A 25,386-nucleotide genomic window follows, 5' to 3' on the forward strand; every position below is an offset into this window, starting at 1 on the left:
GTCCGGCGCCTCGACGATCAGCGTCTCCACCGAGTGGTAGGGGATGCCCTCGGGGGAGAAGTAGCCGTTCGCCGGGTTGGTGATCTTGCCGTACAGATCGAGGAAGCGGGCGTTGTACGTGCCCGTCGCCGCGATCTGGGTGACGTTCACCGAGGCCTTGGCGTGGCCGGTGGCCGTGGACTCGAAGGTCGCCGCGCCGGTGCCGGAGGCGTTGCCGGTGATGGTCACCGTCTGCGCGGTGTTCCAGTTCGACGGCGTGAAGGTCAGCGAGGCGCCACCCGTGACCGAGAGGCCCGAGTTGCCGCTCGCACGGGCCGTCGTGACGGTCACGTTGGCCGAGGGCTGCGTGGACAGCTTCACGGTGTAGGTGCCCGTCTTGCCTTGCTGGACGGCCAGTTGGGTGGTCGAGGCGACGATCGCGGGGCCCGAGGCGACGGTGATGCCGACCGGCGTCGACTCGGCGGACGCACCCAGGCTGTCGTACGCCTTCGCCAGCAACGAGTGACTGCCCACGGTCAAGCCAGAGGCCGAGAGCGAGTACGGCGACGTCGTGTCCGTGCCCAGCAGTGTGGTGTTGTCGTAGAACTCCACCTTGCTGATCGTCGCGTTGTCCGCGGCGGCGGCCGTCGCGGCGAGCGGGACCGCGGTGCCCTGGGTGTAGACCGCGCCGGCGGCCGGACTGGTCAGCACAGTGATCGGCGGCTGGTGGGCGCCGGTGCAACTCGTGCCGTTGACCGCGAAGTTGGTGGGCGCGCTGTTGCTGCCGCTGTAGGTGAACTGCGCGCCGGTGGAGACGGCGGCACCCGCGGCGATGGTGGCGTTGTAGCCGGCGTCCTTCACGCTGATGTTCTGGCCGGACTGGGACCAGACGCCGTTCCAGCCGTTGCTCAGCTTCTGGTTGCCGGCGTAGCCGTACGTCAGGGTCCAGCCGTTGATGGCGTCGGTGCCGCGGTTGGTGATCGTCAGGTCCGCGGTGAAGCCGGAGCCCCAGTCATTGGTCTTGTAGTCGACGCTGCACTGAACAGCGGCTGCCTGTGCGGGAGTTGAAGCCGCACTCAGCATCGCGAACGGCAGCGCCATGGCCGCCACGACAGCGGTCCACAATCGCCGGGCGGTCCGGCGTCTCCTGGTGGGGGGCATTGCTGGTTCCTCCTTGTGCGGCTCGGAGAAGTCAAGGCTTGAACCAGTGGGAGCGCTCCCATAGTGGGGACGGGGCTTCAAGGGGTCAAGGCTTGTGAACAGTCGAAAAGATTCGACGACCAGGCCGCGCAAAAGGCCGGTGACTCCTCTGTTCTTTGCCGTCACTTGGCGCTACCTTCCTTGACACCAGTGGGAGCGATTCCATCAGTCGACGCGTCCGTCACGATGCGCTGATCTGCAAGGAGTCGCTCATGCGACACCCCCCGCGTTCAGTACTTTTAACCGCCGTCGCCGATGCGGTCGCCCCTGTCGGGTCCGTGACGGTTGCGGTTGTCAAGGCGTTCGGCGTCATCCCCGCCTGCTCTCGGTGGAGCACACCCAGCGACTGCTGGGACTCGTCGGCCAACACCCGCCACCGACCTGATCCTGGCCGGCGGGCCCGCCTGCGCGAACGGCCTCGGCCGGTGGCTGACGTACCGGCCGGGCGGCCCGGCGGGCGATCCCACCGCCGCCCGGCACGTGTGCAACGTCAACTCCTGCGCGAACGAGGGCTGCTGGAACTCGACGCTCGCCCTGGGGTCACGACGGCACACCCACAGCGTTCGGCACCGGGCTGCGCGACCGTCTGCGCGCCCTGAACGGACAGCACCCGCACCGTCCCGTTCCATCGCACACACCTGCTCCACGCACAGCACCCGCTCCACGCACAGCACCCGCTCGACGGACAACACCCGCGATCGAGAAGGAAACCCGCACTCATGAGTCGTACGAGAACAGCGCTCCTCGCTGCCCTTGCGCTCGTCGCAGGGGCCTCCGGGACCGCCCTCGCCGTGGTCCCCGGGGACGTGGGCATCGCCGCCGTCCCCTGCACCGTGGACTACAAGGTGCAGAACCAGTGGGACACCGGCTTCACCACCGCCGTCACGATCACCAACAACAGCGCCCCCAAGTCGAGTTGGTCGCTGAAGTGGTCGTACGCCGGAAACCAGAAGGTCTCCAACTTCTGGAACTCCAGGATCAGTCAGAGCGGTACGGCCGTCACCGCCGCCAACGAGAGCTACAACGGCTCGCTGGCCACCGGAGGTTCGGTCAGCTTCGGCTTCCAGGGCACCTACAGCGGCACCAACGCGGTGCCGGCCACCTTCACGCTCGACGGGGTGACCTGCAACGTCGACGGCGGTGGCGGCCCCACCGACCCGGGCCCGACCGATCCGGGCACCCCCGGCACCGGCACCCGGGTCGACAACCCCTACGCGGGCGCCAAGGTGTACGTGAACCCCGAGTGGTCCGCCAATGCCGCCGCCGAGCCGGGCGGCAGCCGCATCGCCAACCAGCCCACCGGCGTGTGGCTGGACCGGGTCGCCGCGATCAACGGCGCCGGCGGGAAGATGGGCCTGCGGGCGCACCTCGACGAGGCCCTGAAGCAGAAGGGCAGCGGCGAACTCGCCGTCCAGCTGGTGATCTACGACCTGCCGGGCCGCGACTGTGCCGCGCTCGCCTCCAACGGTGAGTTCGGTCCGACGGACATCGACAAGTACAAGACGCAGTACATCGATCCGATCGCCGCGATCCTCGCCGACCCCAAGTACGCCTCGCTGCGGATCGTCACCACGGTCGAGCTCGACTCCCTGCCGAACCTCGTCACCAACGTGTCGCCCCGGAACACCGCCACCCCCAACTGCGACACGATGAAGTCCAACGGCAACTACATCAAGGGTGTCGGCTACGCGCTGAACAAGCTCGGTGACGTCCCCAACGTCTACAACTACGTGGACGCCGGGCACCACGGCTGGCTCGGCTGGGACGACAACTTCTCGGCGACCGTCCAGACGATCAAGCAGGCGGCGACCGCCGAGGGCGCCACGGTGAACGACGTCCACGGCTTCATCACCAACACCGCCAACTACAGCGCGCTGAAGGAGCCGTACTACACCATCAACGACTCCGTGAACGGCAAGTCCGTGCGCGAGTCGAAGTGGGTCGACTGGAACCGTTACGTCGACGAGCTCTCCTACGCCCAGGCCTTCCGTCAGGAGGCCGTGAGCCAGGGCTTCCCCTCGGGCGTCGGCATGCTCATCGACACCTCCCGCAACGGCTGGGGCGGCAGCGCCCGGCCGACCGGTCCCGGCGCCAAGACCGACGTGGACACCTACGTCGACGGCGGCCGTATCGACCGGCGCCTCAACACCGGCAACTGGTGCAACCAGGCCGGCGCCGGCCTCGGTGAGCGCCCGCAGGCCAGTCCAGCGGCCGGGATCGACGCGTACGTCTGGATCAAGCCGCCGGGTGAGTCCGACGGCGCCAGCAGCGCCGTTCCGAACGACGAGGGCAAGGGCTTCGACCGGATGTGCGACCCGACGTACACCGGCAACCCGCGCAACAACAACCACATGTCCGGTGCCCTGCCGAACGCGCCGTTGTCGGGCCACTGGTTCTCGGCGCAGTTCCAGGAGCTCATGAAGAACGCGTACCCCGCCCTCTAGCCGGGCCGGGCGTGGTGGGACTGCGGGTGCCGGTCCGTCGTGGCTGGCCGCGCAGTTCCCCGCGCCCCCGAGGGCCAACGCCACCGGGGTCTGGTCAGTGCTCTTTGGCCAGGCCCCGGCGGATGGCGAACTCCACTGCCGAGTAGTTGCCGTCCGGGCGGTCCAGCTCGTACGGCTGCGCCGCGAGCAGCGGTGGCTGAGCCATGGAACGAGGGGTCGTGCCATGGTGCGGCTGGGCCGCGTGGACCAGGAACGGGTGGCAGAGGTAGACGTCCCCGGGGCTGCCGGTGGCGTGGGCGAGGGGGCGGTGTGCCGATGCCTCGTCCACCTTCGGGCCCAACTCCAGGAAGGAGGCACCCTGTTCCCCGTACGGCTCCAGGACCGGCGGTACGTCGAGATGGGAGCCCACTCTGATGCGGATCGGGGCGTCCTCCTCCGTGACCTCGCTGAACAGGAACAGCATCAGCAACGCGCGGTCCCTGGAACGGAGGTTGGTGTGGTACATCCCCGGCTGCGCGCCCTCGGGAAGGTGGCTTGGGTCCCTCTGTGCCTTCTCTTGTCGTCCGGCTCCCCAACGGGCGGAAACCGCAGCGGGAACGTGCCCAGCGAATAGCGGGACTGACAGCGGTCCTCACTCATCAGCAGGTTGAACGCCGTATGCAGGGCAGGAGAGTTGGCGGCTGCGGCGAGGGGGCCCTGGGCCATACCGGGGACCCACACCACCGGGTCCTTCCAGGAGGCCTGGTCCTCGGGGTCGTAGCCCGTCGCCCGCCACAGCAGTGACGCGCAGTGCTGGGCGACGCGCGGCAGGAAGGCGCCCTCGATCTTCACGAATCCGTCGTCGCGGAAGCGCTCGACCAGTTCGTCGTCCATGCCGGTCATGGTGGTGTAGGGGCCTCTACCGACGCATCCCTTTCTCCCTGCGTCCGCGCTGCCGTGGTTTTGCCGCGACGGCAACATCGCTGGCGTCCGTGCGGTGCGTCGGCGCACGCTGTCGGCATCCTGAGGAGAGGCTGACGGCATGGCGCACCACCACAACCACAAGCAGGACCATCACCACGGTCACGAGCACACCGACATCGACTGGTCCAGGATGGCCGAGCACCTGGAGACCCAGGCGGAACTGTTCACGCCCCTGTACGAGCGGGCCCTTGCCTGGCTCGGGCACAAGCAGACCGAACCGGGGCTGATCGTCGACGCGGGGAGCGGGCCCGGAGTGCTCTCCTGTCTGCTCGCGGAGGCGTTTCCCGGAGCCCGGGTCGTCGCCGTCGACGCGGCCGAGCCCTTGCTGGAGCGGGCCACGGCGCGGGCCGCGCGGCTCGGTCTCGCCGACCGTTTCGGCACCCTCACCGGTGAACTCCCGGGGATCCTCGACGACTTGGACTACCCCGTCGACCTGCTGTGGGCCAGCCGGAGCCTGCACCACCTGGGGGACCAGCGGGCCGGGATCGCCGCGTTCGCCGCCCGGCTGGTGCGCGGGGGCACCCTGGCGCTGATGGAGGGCGGGCTGCCCGCCCGCTTCCTGCCCCGGGACATCGGGATCGGGCGGCCCGGTCTCCAGGCGCGGCTCGACGCGCTGGAGGAGGAGTGGTTCGCCGAGATGCGGGCGGGGCTGGCCGACTCCGTGGCCGAGACCGAGGACTGGCCCGCGCTGATGGCCGCCGCGGGGCTTCGGCACACGGGGACCCGGAGTTTCCTGCTGGATCTTCCGGCGCCGACGACGGATCGGGCCCGGGCCCACATCGCCGCGTCGCTCGGGCGGCTGCGGGAGGTGTTCGCCGAGCAGCTGTCGCCGGACGACCGGGAGACCCTCGACCGGCTGCTCGACCCCGAGGACGCGGCGAGCGTGCATCGGCGGAGGGACGTCTTCGTGCTCGCCGCGCACACCGTGCACACCGCCGTGCGGACCGGCTGAGACCCGGGAACCCCGCGGCCCCGCCGAAGCCGGGCCGGCAGTACCCGATTCCCACCGGGCTCACGGCACTTGACTTCGAGAATGCTCCAACTGATGTACTCCCTGCCGTCCACGAGAGCACAGCGGAACACAGGGGGAAACCATGTCCGAGGCACCGGTCGCACTCATCACCGGCGGTGGCAGCGGTATCGGTGCCGCGGTCGCACGGCAACTGCTCGACGCGGGCCACAAGGTGGCCGTCACCGGCCGCGGTGAGTCACGGCTGCGCGCCTTCGCCGAGGAACTAGGCAACCCAGACGGCCTGTTGACGTTCGTCGGCAATGCGGGCGAGTACGCCGACGTGAAGGCGGCCGTCGACGGCACGCTCAAGGAGTTCGGGCGGCTGGACACGGTCGTCGCCAACGCCGGCTTTGCCACGCACGACACCGTGGCCACGGGGACCCGGCGGGCTGGAGCGAGATGGTGCTGACCAATGTCCTCGGCCCCGCCCTGCTCATCCGGGCGTCCATCGACGCGCTCAAGGAGACCCGCGGCCGGATCGTGCTGATCGGCAGCGTCGCCGGGTTCGTGCACGGGCCCGGCAACATCTACGGCGCCACGAAGTGGGCCGTGACCGGGCTCGCCGAGAACGCCCGGCGCGAGGTCACGGAGTTCGGGGTCGGGGTCACCCTGGTCGCCCCGGGGCGCGTGGAGACGCCGTTCTGGGACAGCTACGGCAGCCTGCCGCCCGGTCACCTGCTCACCGCCGAGCAGATCGCCGACTCGGTGGTGTGGGCCGTACGGCAGCCGGAGGGCGTCGACATCAACACGGTCGTCGTCCGTCCGATCGGGCAGCCCGTCTGACGTTCGGCGCCGGACACACGAAGGCCGGCGGCGGGCCCCCGATACGGGAGGCCCGCCGCCGGCCGAAGCGCTGGTGCGTCAGGCGGCGTTGAACGTCGACGGGTCCGGGCCGAGGCGCCGGTCCTCGTTGAGCGCGCTGATCGCCGCCAGGTCCTCGGTGTCCAGGCTGAAGTCGAAGACCTCGATGTTCTCCTTGATCCGCGACGGCGTCACGGACTTCGGGATCACGACATTGCCGAGCTGGAGGTGCCAGCGCAGCACGACCTGGGCCGGGGTGCGGCCGTGCTTCTGGGCGATGGCCACGACCGCCGGGACCTCCAGGAGGCCCTTGCCGGAACCGAGCGGCGACCAGGCCTCGGTGGCGATGCCCTGCTCCGCGTGGAACTCGCGGGCGGCCCGCTGCTGGAGGTGCGGGTGCAGCTCGATCTGGTCGACGGCCGGGACGACGGACGTCTCGGCGATCAGCCGCCGCAGGTGCTCGGGCTCGAAGTTGGAGACACCGATCGCCTTGATCCGGCCATCGGCGTGCAGCTTCTCGAACGCCTTGTAGCTGTCGACGTACAGGTCGCGGGCGGGCGTCGGCCAGTGGATCAGGTACAGGTCCACGTAGTCCAGGCCGAGCTTGGCCAGCGAGGTGTCGAAGGCGCGCAGAGTCGCGTCGTAGCCCTGGTCGCTGTTCCAGAGCTTGGTGGTGACGAAGATGTCCTCGCGGGGGACCCCGGAAGCCGCGATGGCCTTGCCGGTGCCCTCTTCATTGCCGTAGATCGCCGCTGTGTCGATGCTGCGGTACCCGGCCTCCAACGCCGTGCTGACCGCGCGCTCCGCCTCGTCGTCCGGCACCTGCCACACGCCGAAGCCCAACTGGGGCATCTCGACGCCGTTGTTGAGGATGATCGGGGGGACCTTGCTGCTCACGAGCTCTTGATCCTTACGGTTGTCGGACGGTGGTACTCCCATCGTCAACGATCACGAGCCGTGATGCATTCCTGACCGGAGAATCCGTCCCCTAACTGACCCGTGAGTCAGTGGGTCATGGCTGAAATTGGCCGGAAATGCATCCGACCTCTTCGGTACAGACCATTGACCGCCGACGGTCCTGCCGCGACTCTGGATCGCGCCACCGGGCGGAAGTCTGAACCCGGTTCATGGATATGAATCTTCCTGGACTTTCATCCGATGTTTGCCGTGTCTCCTGGCTCACGGAGAGGGAGGAAACATGAGACGCCGTCGTCTTCGCGCGGCTCTGACGACCCTTGCACTCGCCGCCGCGACCCTGGTCACCGTGCCGGCCGCCGCATCCCCGACCGCAGGCTCCCCGGCCGGCCCGTCCCCGGACCGGGACTGGTCCGTGGCGATGGTCGAGTCGACCATGGCCCGCTACACGCCGACCGGCATCGGCGGCTGGTCCTACCCGGTCGGCCTCTACCTCTACGGCCAGTACCTCGCGTACGAGCGCACCCATGACAACCGGTACCTGACCTACATCAAGGACTACGTCGACCGCTTCGTGAAGAGCGACGGCTCGATCGGCCAGTCATTCAACAGCCTCGACAGCATGCAGGCCGGCCGGCTGCTGGTGATCCTGCACCACGAGACCGGCCAGGACCGCTACCGCAAGGCGGCGAAGAAGATCGTCGACCGCCTGGCGGGCTATCCCCGCACGAGCGACGGCGGCTTCTGGCACGCCGACACCGCGAGCCGCGCCCACCAGCTCTGGGCGGACGGCGTCTACATGGTGAACCCGTTCCTCGTCGAGTGCGGAGAGGAGTTCGGCGACAGCTCGTCCACCGACGACGAGGCCGCGAAACAGCTCGCCGTCTACGGAAGCCACCTCCAGGTCGCGAACGGCCTGCTCAAGCACGCCTACGACGAGTCGAAGACCGCCGGCTGGGCCGATCCGCAGACCGGGCTCGCCCCCGAGCACTGGTGCCGTGCGGTCGGCTGGTACTCCATGGCGATCGTCAACGTCCTGGACGGCATTCCGCAGCACCACCCGCGCCGGACCCAGCTGCTCTCCGTCCTCCGCAAGTTGGCGGCCGGCCTGGAGAAGTACCAGGACCCGGCGACCGGCCGGTGGTTCCAGGTGATCGACAAGGGGGCCCGCGGCGACAACTGGACCGAGACGTCCTGCTCCAGCATGTTCACCTACGCCCTCTCGCGCGGCGCCCAGCAGGGGTACCTGGACCGGCATTTCAAGGCCGTCGCACACCGCGGCTACCAGGGCGTGCTCGCCCGGCTCTCGGTCGGCTCCGACGGGCGCACGAACCTCGCCGACATCTCCGTCGGCACCAACGTCGGCGACTACGCGTACTACATCGCTCGCGACCGGGCCACCAACGACTTCCACGGCCTGGGCGCCTTCCTGATCATGAACGAACAACTGCGAGGTGATTAGTGTCATGAGCACATCCAGAAGGGTGTTGCTGGGCGCCGCGCTCGGCGGTGCCACGGCGGCCGCGGCCGGTCTGCCGACGGCCACCACCGCCCACGCCGCCTCCTGGCAGCAGAAGTGGGCCCCCTCCGCGAGCGCCGACGGCCTCGGCGCCTTCGAGACGATCGAGGACGACCGCGCCGACTCGCACACCGCCGGTCAGCCGCACATCCACACCACCGGCAACAACTGGCGCTTCGACATGCACACCGTCGACCGCGACACCTCCACCGACCGCCAGCGCCAGGAGGTCACCGGGCTGCGCAACGGCAGCGGCGGCAACTACCTGAAGTGGGCGAAGGGCCAGACCTGGCGGGTCACCTACTCGATGTACATCCCGAGCTCCCTCAAGGCGACCACCACCTTCACCCACATCATGCAGATGAAGCAGCCCGGCAGCGGCACCTCGCCGATCGTCGTGCAGTCACTACGCCGGGTGAACGGCAAGCAGACGATCGAGCTGAAGCTCGCCATCGACGACATCCTCGTCGGCCGCACCGACCTGGACCCGCTGCACGACAAGTGGACCGACGTCGACTTCCAGATCAAGGTCGGCGACGGCTCGGCCGGTTCCGTCCGCTGGATCCTCAAGTCCGCCGGCTCGACCGTCATCGACGCGTCGAAGACCGGCGTCGACACCTTCCTGGCCGACCGCGTCCGCCCGAAGTGGGGCATCTACCGCTCCCTCGGCGACACCTCCGGCTCCCTCCAGAACACCTACCTGCTGCTCAGCAACCTCCGCGGCTACCAACTGGTCTGAGGAGCCGTCGCCTTGATACCCCCCACTGCGAACCCGCACGGCCCACGCTCCCGCTCCCGAGCGGCGGCGATAGTCCTCTTCGTCGTCGCTGTCGTCCTCGGACTCAGCCACCCGGCGGCCCCGGCAGTCCCGGCCGCCTCGCAGGAGCCGTCCCGAGCCGCCGCCGTCTTCGACGTACGCGACTACGGCGCCAAGGGAGACGGCTCCGCCAACGACACCCCCGCCGTCAACAAGGCGATCACCGCGGCCAGTTCGGCGGCGGGCGGCGGAGTCGTCCGCTTCCCGCCCGGTGACTACAAGTCGAAGAACACCATCCACATGAAGAGCCATGTGACACTCAGCCTCGACAAGGGCGCCACCCTCCAGGGCTCCAGTGCCGACACCTACGACAAGGCCGAGTCCAATCCGTACGACAGCTACCAGGACTACGGGCACAGCCACTTCCGCGACGCGATGATCTACGGCGACAAGCTGACCGACATCGGCTTCGTCGGCCAGGGCGTCATCGACGGCATGGGCAACCTGATCACCGGCAACCCGAAGTCCGGCGAGGCCGACAAGATCATCTCCCTGACGCGGTGCGACGGACTCACGATCGGCGACGGCCTCACCCTGCGCCGCGGCGGCCACTTCGCGGCGCTCGTCAACGGCTGCAAGAACGTGACCTCGGACCACCTGACCATCGACACCGCGAGCGACCGCGACGGCTGGAACATCATCTCCACCACGAACGTCACGGTGACGAACGCGAACATCAAGGCCAACGACGACGCCCTGGTCTTCAAGAGCGACTACGCCCTCGGCGCCAAGCTGCCCAACGGCCACGTCCGCGTGGGCGACAGCTTCCTGTCCGCCCGTTGCTGCAACGCCCTCATGTTCGGCTCGGAGACCTGCGGCGACTTCTCGGACTACCGGTTCGAGAACATCCGTATCGACGGCGCCGACAAGTCCGGCCTCGGCATGGTGTCGATGGACGGCGCGAAGATCTCCGACGTCCACTACCGCGACATCACGATGACGAACGTCCACTCGCCGATCATGCAGAAGATCGGCACCCGAAAGCGGTGCGGCAACAGCCCCGGTGTCGGATCGATCAGCGACATCACGTACGACGACATCACGGCCACCGGCAGCAGTCCGTCCTTCAGCCCGACCCTGTGGGGCGAGACCGGCCACCGCATCAAGGGCGTCACCTTCAACCACGTCGACATCACGGTCCCGGGCGGCAACGGCACCATGTCCACCGGTGTGCCGGGCAACGACCCGAACGACTACAACCCCAAGGCCATCGGCACCCGGCCGGCGTACGGCTGGTACCTCCACAACGCCGACGACATCCGCTTCACCGACAGCTCCGTGAAGTTCGCAGCGGACGACGGCCGCCCGGCATTCCTCGCCAATGCGGCGGACGGCGTCCAGCTCACGCGCTTCACCGCGCAGAAGGGCGGCGGCTCCCCGTTCGACTTGGGCTTCCAGGACGTGACGGGCGGCTGCCTGACGGACAGTCACAACACCTCCGGGGGCTCCCTGCGGGTCTCGGGAAGCCAGGACTGCGGCAGTACGGTGGTGAGGCCGCTCGACCTCGAGAACCCCCGCCAGGACTTCCTGCGCAACTCCGTCGGCGGCCTCTTCCTGCACTGGGGCCTGCGCACCGCACCGGCCCACACCAGCTGCACAGCCTGGGAGGACGACGTCACCAACGGCGGCTGGAACGCCGACTACTGGGTGAAGGAGGCCCAGAAGCTGCACACGCAGTACCTCGTCCTCGCCTCATTCCACAGCCGTCTCGGCTACGCCCGCACCTGGCCGTCGAAGATCCCCGGCTCCTGCTCCACTAAACGGGACTTCCTCGGCGAACTGATCACCGCCGCGAAGGCCAAGGGGCTGAAGGTCATCCTCTACATGACCAACGACCCCCAGTGGCACGAGGAGGGCGGCCACGAGTGGCTCGACTCGGCCGCCTACTCCGCCTACAAGGGCAAGAACGTCGACCTGACCTCCAACGACGGCTTCGGTCAGTTCAGTTACGACAACTTCTTCGAGGTCATGGACCGCTACCCCGACCTCGGGGGCTTCTGGATCGACAACGACAACGCCTACTGGGAGAGCCACGACCTCTACCGGCAGATCTACGAGAAGCGTCCGAACTACACGCTCAGCAACAACAACGAAGACACGCCGATCATGGACATGATCAGCAATGAGCAGAAGACGGGGATGACGCCTGCGTACGACTACCCGCAGGCGGTCTACACGGCCCAACCCCGCCTCACCGAGGCCGACTTCAAGCTGCCCTCCACCGGCTCCTGGTGGTACGGCGGCACCGACCCGTCGGTCGACAAGATGCTCACCCTCGGCCGCCTCGTCACCAACGCCGGCTCGTCCGTGAAGGCACTGATGGCCGAGACCGCCCAGGTCAACGGCAAGTTCCCGGCCAACCAGGCCGACTTCAACAACTTCGCGAACTCCTACCTCGAACCCATCTGGGAGTCGCTGCACGGCACGGAGGGCGGCGGCTACTTGTACGGCGGGCTCAAGCCGGGCTTCTGGAACGACGGCGCCCATGGCGTCACCACGATCAGCAAGACCGACCCCGACCGCCAGTACATCCACGTCCTGACCCCGCCCAGCACCAGCACCCTGCGCATCCGCGACAACGGCTACCGCGTGGCGTCGGTCACCAACCTCCGTACGGGCGCGGCGGTTTCGTGGTCGCAGTCAGGTGGCGTACTCACCGTCGCCGGCCTCGGGAACTGGGACCCGTACGACACGGTGTTCAAGGTCACCACAGCCGGGCGCCAGGGCATCCTCACGGGCGTCAAGGTGAGCGCGAGCGCCTCGGCGAGCGGTCACGCCGGCTCGGCCGCAGGTGACGGCGACTACGGCACCTACTGGGACAACGACAAGACCCTCCCGGTGAACCTCACCTTCGACCTCGGCAGTTCGAAGAAGGTCCAGTACCTCGGGCTCAACCAGCGCGAGGACTCCGTGGCCTACGCCCGCTCGGACACCGAGCAGTCGGCGCGGATCAAGGACTACAAGGTGTACCTGAGCGCCGACGGTTCCACCTGGGGCAGCGCGGTGAAGACCGGCCAGCTGCCGAGCCGCCGCGGCATGCAGGGCATCGACCTGACCGCGGCCAACGCCCGCTATGTCCGTCTGGAGGTCACCTCCACCTGGGCCGCCGCCACCGACACCACCCGCTACAAGCGACTGCGCGTCGACGAGACGTGGATCGGCACGTCGTACGCCACACCCACGAACGGGGGACAGTCATGATCCGGATCAGATCGCTCACGGCCGCGGTGGCGGGCCTGCTCCTCGCCGCCGCCGTGCCGCTCGTGGGCACCGCCCAGCCGGCCGCCGCCTCCGACAACGGGCAGTCCGTCCGGCCCGCCATGGGCTGGTCCAGCTGGAGCTACGTGCGCCGCACTCCGACCGAGGCGAAGATCAAGGCGCAGGCCGACGCGCTGGTCGCCAGTGGACTCAAGGACCACGGATTCGTGTACGTCAACCTCGACGACTTCTGGCAGAAGTGCGACAGCAACGGCTTCGTCGTCGATGGCTACGGCCGCTGGACCGCCGACACGGCCAAGTTCCCCGGCGGCATCAAGGCGCTGGCCGACTACATCCACTCCAAGGGCCTGAAGTTCGGCTTCTACGTGACGCCCGGCATCGCCAAGAACGCCGTCACCAAGAACACCCCGATCGAGGGGACCTCGTACCACGCGAAGGACATCGCGGACACCTCGAAGACCGAGAAGAACTACAACTGCAAGAACATGTACTACATCGACTACGGGAAGCCCGGCGCGCAGGAGTTCGTGAACTCCTGGGCCAGGCAGTTCGCGTCCTGGGGTGTCGACTACCTGAAGATCGACGGAGTGGGCGGCCAGGACATCCCCGACGTCCAGGCCTGGGACAAGGCCCTGCGCGCCACCGGACGGCCCATCAACTTCGCGCTCTCCAACAACCTCCCGATCGCCGACGCCTCCACCTGGCGGAAACTGGCCAACAGCTGGCGTACCCAGGGTGACGTCGAGTGCTACTGCGGGCCGGGGAGCAACGGCAGCGGCTATCCGCTCACCGACTGGTCCCACGTCACCAAACGCTTCGACTCGGCCGCTTCCTGGCAGCCGTACGCGGGCCCCGGCGGCTGGAACGACCTGGACTCGCTGGAGGTCGGCAACGGCGACCAGGCGGGCCTGACCGCCGACCAGCGGCGCTCCCACTTCACCCTGTGGGCGATGGCGGCCTCGCCGCTGCTGCTCGGCACCGACCTCACCCACCTCGACTCCGTCGACAAGGCGATGCTGACCAACGACCGCCTCATCGGGGTCGACCAGGACGGCGTGGCCGCCAAGCGGATCGTGAGCAGCGGGGTCAAGCAGGTCTGGAGCAAGAAGGAGAGCGACGGCCAGTACGTGGTGGCCCTGTTCAACACCGGTACGTCCGGCAACGCGACGGTCGCCGTGGACTGGTCCCAGGTCGGCTTCACCGGCTCCGGAGACGTCACCGACCTGTGGTCCGGCTCCCGCAAGGGTGTGATCGCCGACTCCTACAGCGCGAGCCTGCGGCCCGGCGAGACGCGGCTGGTCCGCGTGAAGCCCGTCAACTCCCTGAAGAGCGCGGCCGCTTCACCTGGCATGGCCGTCGCCCCCTACGAGTACCTCGGCTGGGGCAGCCCGCAGAACCCCACCTCGGTGATGTCGGCGACCGGCGTCAGGTGGTTCACCCTCGCGTTCATCCTCTCCGACGGCGGCTGCAACCCGAAGTGGGACGGCTCGCGCCCGCTGACCGGCGGCACCGACCAGTCGAGGATCGACGCGATCAGATCCGCCGGCGGTGACGTCATGGTCTCCGTCGGCGGCTGGAGCGGGAACAAGCTCGGCGAGAAGTGCTCCAGCGCCTCGGCGCTCGCCGGCGCCTACCAGAAAGTGATCAACGCCTACCAGCTGAAGGCCCTCGACATCGACATCGAGAACACCGAGTGGTCCAACGCGACCGTACGGCAGCGGGTCGTCGACGCGCTGAAGACCGTCAAGGCGAACAACCCCGGCCTGAAGACCGTCATCACCTTCGGCACCACCACCAGCGGCCCCGACTCCATCGGCGTCGACATGATCAAGCGGGCGGCGAACTCGGGCCTGGCGAACGACGTGTGGTGCATCATGCCGTTCGACTTCGGCGGCGGCACCACGAACATGGGCACCCTGACCACGCAGGCCATGGAAGGTCTCAAGGCACGGGTCAAGTCGGCGTTCGGCTACAGCGACGCCACCGCCTACGCCCATATCGGGCTGTCCTCGATGAACGGCAAGACCGACGACTCCGGTGAGCGGGTCCGGGTCGCCGACTTCAGGACCATGCTCGCCTACGCCCAGCAGCACCACATCGGGCGCCTCACCTACTGGTCCGTCAACCGCGACCGCCCCTGCGGCTCGGGCACCGACGGAGACTCGTGCAGCGGTGTGATGCAGCAGCCGTACGACTATCTCAAGGTCTTCACCCAGTACACCGGCTGAAGGGAGGAACATCCGTGAAAAGAAAGAGAGTTCTGCCCTACGGCCTCGCCGCGGCCCTCGCACTGCCCCTCGTCGGCCTGAGCCAGGCCACCGCGCACGCGGCCACCGACTACCAGGCGGAGGACGCGACCGTCGTACAGGGCACGGTGGCCACCAACCACACCGGTTACACGGGCACCGGCTTCGTCGACTACACCAACGTCAAGGGCTCCTATGTGGAGTTCACCGTCAGCGCCGCCTCCGCGGGTACCACGGCCGTCACCTTCCGCTACGCCAACGGGACCGCGACCGACCGGCCCATGGACATCTCCGTGAACGGCACGGTCGTGTCCTCGGCCGTCTCGTTCCCGGCCACCGCCGACTGGAACACCTGGGCCACCAAGACAATCGACGTCCCGCTCACCGCGGGCTCCGCGAAGATCCGCGCGACCGCCACCACCGCCGCCGGAGGCCCCAACCTCGACCGCATCGGCGTCGACGCGGCCACCGACTCCCAGGCCCCGAGCCGTCCCGGGCAGCCCAGTTGCTCCGACATCGGTGAGGACGGGCTCACACTGGCCTGGGGCGCCTCCACGGACAACGTGGGCGTGACGGCGTACGACCTCTACGAGCACGGCAACAAGATCGGTGAGGCGCCGGGCGGTTCGACCAGCAAAGCGCTCACCGGCCTGACCCCCGACACCACCTACAACCTCACGGTCATCGCCCGCGACGCGGCCGGCAACACGTCCCCGGCGAGCCCCGTCGTCGACTGCACCACCAAGCCCAGCTCCGACACCACCCCGCCGACCAAGCCCGGCACCCTGTCCGCGGCGGACGTCACCGCGAACAGCGCCGCACTGAGCTGGGGCGCCTCCACCGACGACCGGGCGGTCACCGGCTACGACGTGCGCAGTGACACCACCGTCTACAAGTCCGTCACCTCCGGCACCTCGACCACGCTGACCGGGCTCGCCTGCAACAGCCCGTACAGCCTGAACGTCGTCGCCCGCGACGCGGCCGGCAACGTCAGCCCGCCGAGCAACACGGTCACCTTCACCACCAAGGCGTGTGCCACCGACGGCGGCGTCCCCTCCTCCGTCGCCACGCTCTCCTCCGGCTGGACCATCCCCTGGGGCATCTTCTGGCTGCCCGACGGCAAGAGCGCGCTGGTCACCGAGCGGGACGACTTCCGGGTCTGGAAGGTCACCAAGGACGGCACGAAGACGCAGGTCGGCACCGTGCCGAACGCCGTCACCACCAACGGCGAGGGCGGACTGCTGGGTGTCGCGGTCGACCCGAAGTGGGAGACCAACCACCGCGTCTACTTCATGCACACCGCGTCCGAGGGCAACCGCGTGGTCCGTATGACGTACGACGGGTCCGCACTGAGCGACTACACCGTGCTCCTTCAGGGCATCAAGAAGAACCGCTACCACAACGGCGGACGCCTCGCCTTCGGCCCCGACGGCTACCTCTACGTCTCCACCGGCGAGGCCCAGACACCCGACCTGGCGCAGGACAAGAGCTCCCTCAACGGCAAGATCCTGCGCATGACGACGGACGGGAAACCGGCCCCGGGCAACCCGTTCGGCACTTACGTCTACAGCCTCGGCCACCGCAATCCGCAGGGCCTCGCCTTCGACCGCAACGGCCGCCTGTGGGAAGCGGAGTTCGGCAACAGCTCCAAGGACGAACTGAACCTCATCAAGCCCGGCGCCAACTACGGCTGGCCGGTCTGCGAGGGCACCTGCTCCACCGCGGGGATGACCAACCCGAAGGCCACCTGGAACGTCTCGGAGGCCTCGCCGAGCGGCATCGCGATCGTGCGCAACGTCGTCTACATGGCCTCGCTGCGCGGGGAGCGGCTGTGGCGGATCCCGATCAACGGCGACAACGAGAGCGTCGGCACGCCGACCGCGTACTACGTGGGCACCTACGGCCGGCTGCGTACGGTCACCAAGGTGCCGGGCGCCGACCAGCTGTGGCTGTCGACCACCAACTGCGACAACAACGGAGGAGCGGCGGACGGATCGGACAAGATCTTTCGCGTGACGATCAGCTGACAGGCCGTCAGGTCATGAACCGGGTCGTCAGGTCATGAACCGGGTCGTCAGGTCATGAACCGGGTCGTCAGGCCATGACCCGGGTCCTCAGGCCCGGTACAGCGCCTCGACCTCGTTCGCGTACGCCGTCTCGATCGCCTTGCGCTTCAGCTTCAGCGACGGCGTCAGCAGTCCGTGCTCCTCGGTGAAGGGCTGCGCGAGGATACGGAAGGTACGGATCGACTCGGCCTGCGAGACCAGGGTGTTGGCGGCGACCACCGCCCGCCGCACCTCGGTCTCCAGGTCGGCGTCGCGCACCAGCTCGGCCGGGGTCATCCGCGGTTTGTCGTGCATCGCCAGCCAGTGCTCCACGGCCTCCTGGTCCAGGGTGACCAGGGCGGCGACATAGGGCCGGTCGTTGCCCACGACGATGCACTGCGAGACCAGCGGATGGTCGCGCACCCGCTCCTCCAGCACCCCGGGGGAGACGCTCTTGCCGCCGGAGGTCACGAGGATCTCCTTCTTGCGGCCGGTGATGGTGAGATAACCGTCCTCGTCCAGGGAGCCCAGGTCGCCGGTGGCGAGCCAGCCGTCGTGCAGGGCCTCGTCGGTGGCCTTCTCGTTGTTGAGATAGCCCTGGAAGACGTTGTTGCCGTACAGCCAGATCTCGCCGTCGTCCGCGATGTGCACGGTCATGCCCGGGATCGGCTGGCCGACCGTGCCGTAGCGGGTGCGCTCGGGCGGGTTGGCGGTGGCGGCGGCCGTCGACTCGGTGAGGCCGTAGCCCTCGTAGATGTGCACGCCCGCGCCCGCGAAGAACAGCCCCAGCTTGCGGTCCATGGCCGAACCGCCGGTCATGGCCTGCTTGATACGGCCGCCCATCGCGGCCCGCATCTTCGAGTAGACGAGTTTGTCGAAGAGCTGGTGCTGCATCCGCAGCCCCGCCGACGGGCCGGGTCCCAGCCCCCAGGCCTTGGCCTCCATGGCTTCCGCGTACTTCACGGCCACGTCGACCGCCTTCTCGAACGGCCCCGCCTTGCCCTCCTTCTCGGCCTTGCGGCGGGAGGCGTTGAAGACCTTCTCGAAGATGTACGGCACGCCCAGGAAGAACGTCGGCTTGAACGCGGCCAGGTCCGGCAGCAGGGCGGCCGCGTTCATCTGCGGCTGGTGGCCGAACCGCACCCCGCCGCGGATCGCGGCCACCTGCACCATCCGCCCGAAGACATGGGCGAGCGGCAGGAACAGCAGGGTCGCCGCCTCGTCGCCCTTCTTCGAGTGGAACACCGGCTCCCAGCGCTCGATGACGGTGTCCGCCTCGTACATGAAGTTGCCGTGGGTGATCACACAGCCCTTGGGGCGGCCGGTGGTGCCCGAAGTGTAGATGATGGTCGCGACCGAGTCCGGGGTGACCGCCTGCCGGTGGCGGTGCACCACCTCGTCCTCGATGGCGGCCCCCGCGTCGTACAGCTCCTGCACCGCGCCGGAGTCCAGCTGCCACAGCCGGTGCAGCGCCGGCAGCCGGTCGATGACGGTGGCGATCGTCATCGCGTGGTCCTCGTGCTCCACGATCGCGGCCGTGCACTCGGCGTCGTAGAGCGCCCAGAAGCACTGCTCGGCGGAGGAGGTCGGGTAGACCGGCACCACCTGTGCGCCGATCGTCCACAGCGCGAAGTCGAACAGCGTCCACTCGTAGCGGGTGCGGGACATGATCGCGACCCGGTCGCCGAAGCGGATGCCCTGGGAGAGCAGTCCCTTGGCCAGGGCCATGACCTCGTCGCGGAACTCCGCCGAGGTCACGTCCCGCCAGCGGCCGGCCTCGTCCTTGCGGCCGAGGGCGATGTGCATGGGGTTGTTGCGGGCATGCTCGAAGACGACGTCGGCCAGTCCGCCCACCGGGGGTGCCAACGCCAACGGAGGGTTGGTGAACTCGCGCAAACCCCGCTCCCCGCTCTCCCTGGCGCTCAGTGACGCTCCGCACAGCGCCGTGAAAGCTACCCCACCCGGGCATCCGACGGGAGAGGGGCCGAAGCCGAGCGCTGCTCACGTACCGGCAGGTAGCTGCCGGAAAATACGCTCACATGGGGAAGGGTCGGGCACAGAACCGACGGTTTGAGAGAGGTTCGGAGCCGTAATCTCCACCGAATCTGTACGACCCGCTTACGGCTCACGCCCCTGGTGAACCGGTCACCCCCGAGGGGCGACCTTCTCCTCCTTCAGCGCCGCCAGCCCAGAATCCGTCACTCCGCTCCGTGTCGCGCGATCCGTCCGCACCAGGGCCAGCACCAGCGCGCCGGCCACCGTCGCGGTCAGCCCCGCGACCACGGCGGCGGAGTTCAGACCGGAGGCGAACGCCGCCCGCAACGCACCCTCCGGGAAGGCGTCCCGCAGCGCACCGGCCGCCCCGCCGGCCAGCGCGTGGGCCGCGCCGTCCGGCAGGGTGTCCCGCATGCGCGAGGTCAGCACCGTGCCGTACACGGCGATGCCGAGGGCGAACCCGAGCTGCCGGAAGGCGTTGACCGCTCCGCCCGCCATCCCGGCCCGGTCCTGCGGTACGGCGGCCAGCGCGGCGCCGGCGATGCCGGGCGCGACCAGTCCCGTACCGACACCCAGCAGCACCATCCCCGGCACCAGCGCGGACGCCGTCGACCCCGCGTCCAGGCCTGTCACGCAGAACTGCCCGGTGCCCGTCAGCAGCAGACCGCCCCCGACGGTGATCCGCGCCGGAACCCCGTGCAGCAGCCGGCCGCCGGCCGCCGCCACCACGAACGACGACAGGGACAGCCACAGGAAGACCAGCCCACCGCGCACCGGGCTCATCCCGAGCAGCGTCTGCATCCAGATCGAGTCGTACGCCATCAGACTGAACGCGGCCGCGTTGAAGGCGAGTGCGCCCACCATCACCCCCGAGAACGCCGGCTTCAGGAACAGCCGCGGGTCCAGCAGCGGATCGGCACCGCGCCACTCCACGACGACGAACGCGACCAGTGCGAGGGCGGCGGCCGCGAACACCAGCAGGGTGCCCGTCTCGGCCCAGCCGTGCTCACCGGCCCGTACCGCCCCGTACGTCAGCCCGCCCGCGAAGGCCGCGAAGGTCAGCGTGCCCGCCCAGTCGATCCGCCGCTCTCGCGAACCGTGCGACTCCGGTACGACCCGCAGCGTCAGCCACACCGCGGCCACGCTCACCGGCAGGTTGACGTAGAAGATCCACCGCCAGCCCGGCCCGTCCGTCAGCACCCCGCCGAGCAGCGGCCCCACCGCCGCCGCGGCACCACTGACCGCGCCCCACACGCCGAGCGCCACCGAGCGCCGCCTGCCCTGGTAGACGGAGCCCAGCAGGGGCAGCGTGGTCGCGAGCATCGCAGCCGCCCCGAGCCCCTGCACCGCGCGTGCGGCGACCAGCATCCCGGGACCGCTCGCCAGCCCGCACACCAGGGAGGCCGCCGCGAACACCCCCACCCCCACGACATGCACCCGGCGCCGCCCCAGGATGTCGGCCGCGGCCCCCGCGCCGAGCAGCAGCGCGGCCAGCGCCAGCGCGTAGCCGTCCATCACCCACTGAAGATCGCTCAGCGAGGCGTCCAGCGACCTCGCCATGTCCGGCAGCGCGACCACCGCGATGGTCACGTCCAGCAACAACATGAACGTGCTCAGGCAGACGGCCGTGAGCGGCCCCCAGCTACGCATGTCCTCTGTACGCATGTCCTCAACTCCTCCTGCGACGGATGCGAACGACTTCGTACGATGGGCCACACCGGCCGAACGGAACGGCTGGGGGCGCCTCGGTGCCGGAATCCGATACCGGAGGGCCCTGTGCAGACGGAATCCCACACCACCTCGCCCGGCTTCGACGCCCTCGACCGACGGTTGCTGTCGGCGCTGGCCCTCGACGGCCGGGCCTCCTTCAGCCGTGTCGCCGCGGTGCTCGGCGTCTCCGACCAGACCGTCGCCCGCCGCTACCGCAGGCTGTGCGCCGAGGGCGGGCTGCGGGTCGTGGTGATGCGGGACGCCCACCGGCTCGGCGAGGACCAGTGGATGCTGCGGGTGCGCTGCGCCCCGGACAGCGCGCCGGCGATCGCGGAGGCGCTGGCCAAGCGCCCCGACACCTCCTGGGTGGGCCTCGCCTCGGGCGGCACCGAGGTCCTGTGCATGACCCGGCCGCGCAGCTCCGGCGACCACGACGACCTGCTGCTCGGCAAACTCCCGCGCACCCCCAGCGTGGTGGAGATCCGCGCGCACCAACTGCTGCACCGCTTCTACGGCGGCGCGCAGAGCTGGGTCTCCAAGCTCGGCGCGCTCACCGCCGCGGAGACCGAGGCGCTGCGGCCTCGTCACGAAGCGGTCCCGGGCCAGGTGCGGATCACCCCGGAGGACGAGCCGCTGCTGGCCGCACTGGAGCGGGACGGGCGGGCCGGCTACCCCGAGTTGCAGCGGGCCACGGGTCTCACCGAGTCCGCCGCCCGACGCCGGCTCTCGGCGCTGCTCGCGTCGGGTGCCGTGTTCGTCGACTCGGAGTGCGATCCGGGAATCTTCGGCCACCCGGTCTCGGCTCTCCTGTGGATCACCGCGGCACCGTCCGCGCTGCACTCCGTGGGGCAGGCGCTGGCCGGCCACACCGGCATCGCCCACGCGTCGGCGGCGACCGGCCCGTGCAACATCATCGCCTCGGTGCTGGCCCGGAACACCGCCGATCTGTACGCCTACCTCAGCGGGCCGCTGGGTCAGTTGGAGGGGGTGCGGCACGTGGACACGACGGTGTTCCTGCGCCGGATCAAGCAGCTGACTTATCGGGAGCGGGGGGCCGGCCCCCGGCGCTGAACAGGTCCGCCGTGGTGAGGGTGGTCGGCGGCGGGGTGGTGAGGGTCCTCGGTGTCAGGGGTGGCGATGGGTCATCCGCGGTGGAGGCGGTCGCCTGCCGCCAGGATCGCTGCGGCGAGGGCGTCCGCCGCGCCCTGGGCCGCGGTGCGGCGTGGGCCGTGCACCAGGACGAAGTCGACCCGTCCCAGTTCCGGCAGGCCGAACCGGTCCGGCACCCGCACCAGGCCGGGCGGCACCAGACCCCGGGAGTGCGCCATCACCCCCAGCCCCGCCCGCGCCGCCGCGATCAGGCCGTTCAGGCTTCCGCTGGTGCAGACGATCCGCCACTCCCGCCCCTGCCGTTCCAGCGCCTCCAGGGCGAGCGCCCGGGTGATCCCCGGCGGCGGGTAGACGATCAACGGCACGGGCCGCTCGGTGTCCGGGCGCAGCCGCTCCGCCCCGATCCACACCAGCCGGTCGTGCCACACCAGTTCACCGCGCTGCTCCTCGGGACGCCGCTTGGCCAGCACCAGGTCGAGCTTCCCGGCGGCGAGTTGCTCGTGCAGCGTGCCCGACAACTCGACCGTCAGCTCCAGATCGACCTCGGGATGGTCGTACCGGAAGCCCTCCAGGATCTCCGGCAGCCGGGTCAGCACGAAGTCCTCCGACGCCCCGAACCGCAGCCGCCCCCTCAGGCGCGTGCCCGTGAAGAACGCCGTCGCCTGGTCGTGCACTTCCAGGATCCGGCGCGCGAAGCCGAGCATCGCCTCGCCGTCCTCGGTCAGCTCCACGGAATGGGTGTCCCGGCTGAACAACTGCCGCCCCGCCGCGTCCTCGAGGCGCCGGACATGCTGGCTCACCGTCGACTGGCGCAGCCCGAGCCGCCGGGCGGCCTGCGTGAAGCTCAGCGTCTGCGCCACCGCCAGGAACGTACGCAGCTGCGACGGGTCGTACACACCGCCAGGTTATCGCGAATCGTGATGACAGTCAGAGTGGTATGCGGGATTCCCGATCAAGGAGTGAGGGAGGACGATGGAGGGGGAACTCCCGCCCTGAGGGGAGGCACCCGGCATGTCCTCGTACCGCCGTCGAACATGAGCAAGTGGAGCATCGTGAAGCGCCTGAAGTGGCCGGCCTGGATGCCGGTCGACCCGTACATCCTGCTGCTGCTCGGCACCGTGGGCCTCGCCGCCCTCGTGCCGGCGCGCGGAACCTCGGCGGACGTGGCCTCCGGAGCCTCCACGGCGGCGATCGCCTTCCTCTTCTTCCTGTACGGCGCCCGCCTCTCCACCCGTGAGGCCCTCGACGGCCTCAAGCACTGGCGGCTGCACGTCACCGTGCTCGCCTGCACCTTCGTGATCTTCCCGCTGCTGGGCCTCGCCGCCCGCGGACTCGTCCCGGTCTTCCTGACGAACCCGCTCTACCAGGGCCTGCTCTTCCTCACCCTGGTCCCCTCCACCATCCAGTCCTCCATCGCCTTCACCTCGATGGCCCGCGGCAACGTCCCCGCCGCGATCTGCGCCGGCTCCTTCTCGTCCCTGGTCGGCATCGTCGTCACCCCGCTGCTGGCGGCCGCCCTGCTCGGCAGCAGCGGCGGCGGGTTCTCGGCCGGCTCGCTCCTGGAGATCGTGCTCCAGCTGCTCGTGCCGTTCCTGGCCGGGCAGCTGACCCGCCGCTGGATCGGCGCGTTCGTCACCCGCCACAAGAAGGTCCTCGGTCTCGTCGACCGCGGCTCGATCCTGCTGGTCGTCTACACCGCGTTCAGCGAGGGCATGGTCCAGGGCATCTGGCACCAGGTGAGCCCGCTCAGGCTCGGCGGACTGATGGTCGTCGAGGCCGTGCTGCTCGCCCTGATGCTCACCCTGACCTGGTACGGCGGCAAGGTGCTCGGCTTCGACCGGGAGGACCGCGTCGCCATCCAGTTCGCGGGCTCCAAGAAGTCCCTCGCCTCCGGACTGCCCATGGCCAGCGTCCTGTTCGGCGCGCACGCCTCACTCGCCGTGCTGCCGCTGATGCTCTTCCACCAGATGCAGTTGATGGTCTGCGCGGTGATCGCCAAGCGCCGCTCGCAGGACCCGGTGCGGGCCGAGGAGGCGGCGGCGGTCAACGCCGCGGGACCAGCCTCAGCGTCGCGAACCGCGGTCGGTACAGCGACACGTTCCGGTTGAGCTGCGCCGAAGCCCCCGCTGTCTCCAGCCAGTTGACGTCGTAACTGAGCACCAGCCGGCCACCGCCGGACACGGCGGGATGCGTCTGCGGGTTGTAGGCGGCGACCTGGCCCGCGGGCAGAGGTGGGGTGAAGTCCCCCGCGGGGCCGTGCCAGGGCCCGGTGGGGGAGCAGGCCCAGTACGACGTCACCGCCGCGAGTCCCTTCGTCCCCGCGGCCATGGTGAACAGCACGTACGTCCCGTCCTGCCGTACGACGGAGAAGGCGCTGCCCACCCCGGTACGCCGCCCGTCCCCGAGCACCGGGCGCGGACGGGCGCCCGTCGCCCACGCCGAACCGTCCCAGTACTCCCAGGCACCCGGCTCTGCGAGGCCGCCGACCGGCACCCGGGCCACGTACGCGGAGGACGCGTTCCGGGACGCGGCCCGGCCGTCGTCGCCCCCGAAGACGTACGTCCACTCGCCGTCCTCGACCAGCGTGGTCCCGAACAGCACCCGCCGGGACGCGTCCTCGACCCGCTGCTCGTCCAGGACCTTCGTGACCGACTCGACGCGCAGGTCGGGCAGGGAGAGCGTGGCGACCTCGGTGGCGGTCGGGACGCCGTAGATCCAGGGGTACGGGCCCGTCGTACGCACCCACAGCAGCACCCTGACGACCTGCTCGGCGGAGCCGGGGGAGCGGGGTTCGACCCGGGCCGCGACCGGCCAGCGCCACTGGTTCGGGGCCGGGTCCGTGAACAGCGGGGCGGGGAGGGTGGACTCCAGGCGGCCGCCGCGCATCAGCACCGCCGAGTTGCGCACCAGCGGGGCGGTGGTGTCGCGCCAGGAGTACGGCTCGCCGAACGGGTTGGGCGGGCCGTACACCGCGCCGAGGTAGGTGTCGGAGAACAGCCACAGCAAGCGGCCGTCCGGCAGCCGCACCGAGTGCGTGCCGTCGCCGCCGGTCCAGTCGTCGGCGCGGTTGGGGTCGTCGCCGTACCGGGCGAACTCGGCGGTGAGCCGGTCGTCGGCCGACCAGGCGCCGATGGTGCGGGGTGTGCAGCCGGTGCCCTCACCCCCGTCGCGGTCGGTCAGCACGCCCACCCCGACGGCCACGAGCACCAGCACCAGCAGCAGACCGACCCCGCTCCCGCTCCACCGCCGCACTCGTCCGTCCTCGGGCACGGTTGGCGACGTTAGCCGCTGGGGGACGGCTGGTCCATGGGGCGGGACGGGGATGCGGGGCGGTGGCGAAGGAAGGTGTTCGGGCTGTGTCCGGGGCGGTGGGCCGCAGGAGGCGTCCCCGAGGCAGCGTCCGGGCGGGTG

At 69.6% G+C, this 25,386-nt stretch carries 15 protein-coding genes and 2 pseudogenes; 10 read left to right on the forward strand and 7 right to left on the reverse strand.

The features are described 5' to 3' along the window. Positions 1–1,140: cellulose binding domain-containing protein (locus tag IF54_RS0137395; RefSeq protein WP_037821125.1), on the reverse strand; the 1,140-nt coding region annotated here is incomplete at its 3' end. Between the two features lie 758 nt (positions 1,141–1,898). On the opposite strand from IF54_RS0137395, the gene IF54_RS0137405 reads away from it, so the two are divergent. Beyond that, a complete protein-coding gene (locus IF54_RS0137405; RefSeq protein WP_030327112.1) occupies positions 1,899–3,623 on the forward strand; it encodes a glycoside hydrolase family 6 protein in 1,725 nt (574 codons plus the stop codon). Between the two features lie 94 nt (positions 3,624–3,717). On the opposite strand, the pseudogene IF54_RS40080 reads toward IF54_RS0137405, so the two are convergent. Then, positions 3,718–4,496: pseudogene (locus IF54_RS40080) on the reverse strand (phytanoyl-CoA dioxygenase family protein). Positions 4,497–4,644: 148 nt separating this feature from the next. Between IF54_RS40080 and IF54_RS0137415 the strand changes: the two are divergent. Together IF54_RS0137415 and IF54_RS40085 are read left to right on the forward strand one after the other, a co-directional pair. Further along, a complete protein-coding gene (locus IF54_RS0137415) occupies positions 4,645–5,538 on the forward strand; it encodes a class I SAM-dependent methyltransferase (protein ID WP_030327113.1) in 894 nt (297 codons plus the stop codon). A gap of 142 nt (positions 5,539–5,680) precedes the next feature. Next, a pseudogene (locus IF54_RS40085) lies at positions 5,681–6,381 on the forward strand (SDR family oxidoreductase). A gap of 78 nt (positions 6,382–6,459) precedes the next feature. Here IF54_RS40085 and IF54_RS0137425 read toward each other — a convergent pair. Continuing rightward, positions 6,460–7,296, reverse strand: a complete 837-nt coding sequence (locus IF54_RS0137425) for an aldo/keto reductase (protein WP_030327115.1) — start codon at positions 7,294–7,296, stop codon at positions 6,460–6,462. A gap of 301 nt (positions 7,297–7,597) precedes the next feature. Here IF54_RS0137425 and IF54_RS0137430 point away from each other — a divergent pair, with 301 nt between their 5' ends. From IF54_RS0137430 to IF54_RS0137450, 5 genes are read left to right on the forward strand one after another with little or no spacing between them, the layout of a single operon-like run. Beyond that, positions 7,598–8,776 carry a glycoside hydrolase family 88/105 protein gene (locus tag IF54_RS0137430; RefSeq protein ID WP_030327116.1) on the forward strand — a complete coding sequence of 393 codons (1,179 nt, stop codon included), beginning with the start codon at positions 7,598–7,600 and terminating at the stop codon, positions 8,774–8,776. Between the two features lie 4 nt (positions 8,777–8,780). After that, a complete protein-coding gene (locus IF54_RS0137435) occupies positions 8,781–9,572 on the forward strand; it encodes a heparin lyase I family protein (protein ID WP_030327117.1) in 792 nt (263 codons plus the stop codon). A gap of 12 nt (positions 9,573–9,584) precedes the next feature. Further along, positions 9,585–12,851, forward strand: a complete 3,267-nt coding sequence (locus IF54_RS41820; protein WP_234439158.1) for a glycosyl hydrolase family 28 protein — start codon at positions 9,585–9,587, stop codon at positions 12,849–12,851. Then, the gene (locus tag IF54_RS0137445; protein WP_030327120.1) at positions 12,848–15,097 is read left to right on the forward strand and encodes an alpha-galactosidase; all 2,250 of its coding nucleotides are present in this window, start codon (positions 12,848–12,850) and stop codon (positions 15,095–15,097) included. The genes IF54_RS41820 and IF54_RS0137445 overlap by 4 nt, the downstream gene beginning before the upstream one ends. Positions 15,098–15,111: 14 nt before the next feature. Beyond that, positions 15,112–17,142, forward strand: coding sequence for a PQQ-dependent sugar dehydrogenase (locus tag IF54_RS0137450; protein ID WP_030327121.1), 2,031 nt, complete (start codon positions 15,112–15,114; stop codon positions 17,140–17,142). Between the two features lie 87 nt (positions 17,143–17,229). Here the strand turns inward: IF54_RS0137450 and IF54_RS0137455 are convergent, their stop codons facing one another. Together IF54_RS0137455 and IF54_RS0137460 are read right to left on the reverse strand one after the other, a co-directional pair. Continuing rightward, positions 17,230–19,056 (reverse strand): AMP-dependent synthetase/ligase, encoded by a 1,827-nt coding sequence (locus IF54_RS0137455; RefSeq protein WP_030327122.1) that lies wholly within the window; start codon positions 19,054–19,056, stop codon positions 17,230–17,232. 249 nt (positions 19,057–19,305) lie between these two features. Then, on the reverse strand, positions 19,306–20,805 hold the full coding sequence (locus tag IF54_RS0137460; RefSeq protein ID WP_030327124.1) for an MFS transporter: 1,500 nt from the start codon (positions 20,803–20,805) through the stop codon (positions 19,306–19,308). 126 nt (positions 20,806–20,931) lie between these two features. On the opposite strand from IF54_RS0137460, the gene IF54_RS0137465 reads away from it, so the two are divergent. Next, on the forward strand, positions 20,932–21,936 hold the full coding sequence (locus IF54_RS0137465; protein WP_030327126.1) for an Lrp/AsnC family transcriptional regulator: 1,005 nt from the start codon (positions 20,932–20,934) through the stop codon (positions 21,934–21,936). A 71-nt stretch (positions 21,937–22,007) separates the two neighbouring features. On the opposite strand, the gene IF54_RS0137470 is transcribed toward IF54_RS0137465, so the two are convergent. Continuing rightward, the gene (locus IF54_RS0137470) at positions 22,008–22,871 is read right to left on the reverse strand and encodes a LysR substrate-binding domain-containing protein (protein ID WP_030327127.1); all 864 of its coding nucleotides are present in this window, start codon (positions 22,869–22,871) and stop codon (positions 22,008–22,010) included. A gap of 183 nt (positions 22,872–23,054) precedes the next feature. On the opposite strand from IF54_RS0137470, the gene IF54_RS0137475 reads away from it, so the two are divergent. Then, positions 23,055–24,083, forward strand: coding sequence for a bile acid:sodium symporter family protein (locus IF54_RS0137475; protein ID WP_030327128.1), 1,029 nt, complete (start codon positions 23,055–23,057; stop codon positions 24,081–24,083). On the opposite strand, the gene IF54_RS0137480 is transcribed toward IF54_RS0137475, so the two are convergent. After that, positions 24,019–25,245 (reverse strand): DUF4185 domain-containing protein, encoded by a 1,227-nt coding sequence (locus IF54_RS0137480; protein ID WP_030327129.1) that lies wholly within the window; start codon positions 25,243–25,245, stop codon positions 24,019–24,021. The genes IF54_RS0137475 and IF54_RS0137480 overlap by 65 nt on opposite strands. Positions 25,246–25,386: the final 141 nt, after the last annotated feature.

Source organism: Streptomyces sp. NRRL B-3229 (genome assembly GCF_000719505.1).
GTDB classification, from domain to species: domain Bacteria; phylum Actinomycetota; class Actinomycetes; order Streptomycetales; family Streptomycetaceae; genus Streptomyces; species Streptomyces griseorubiginosus.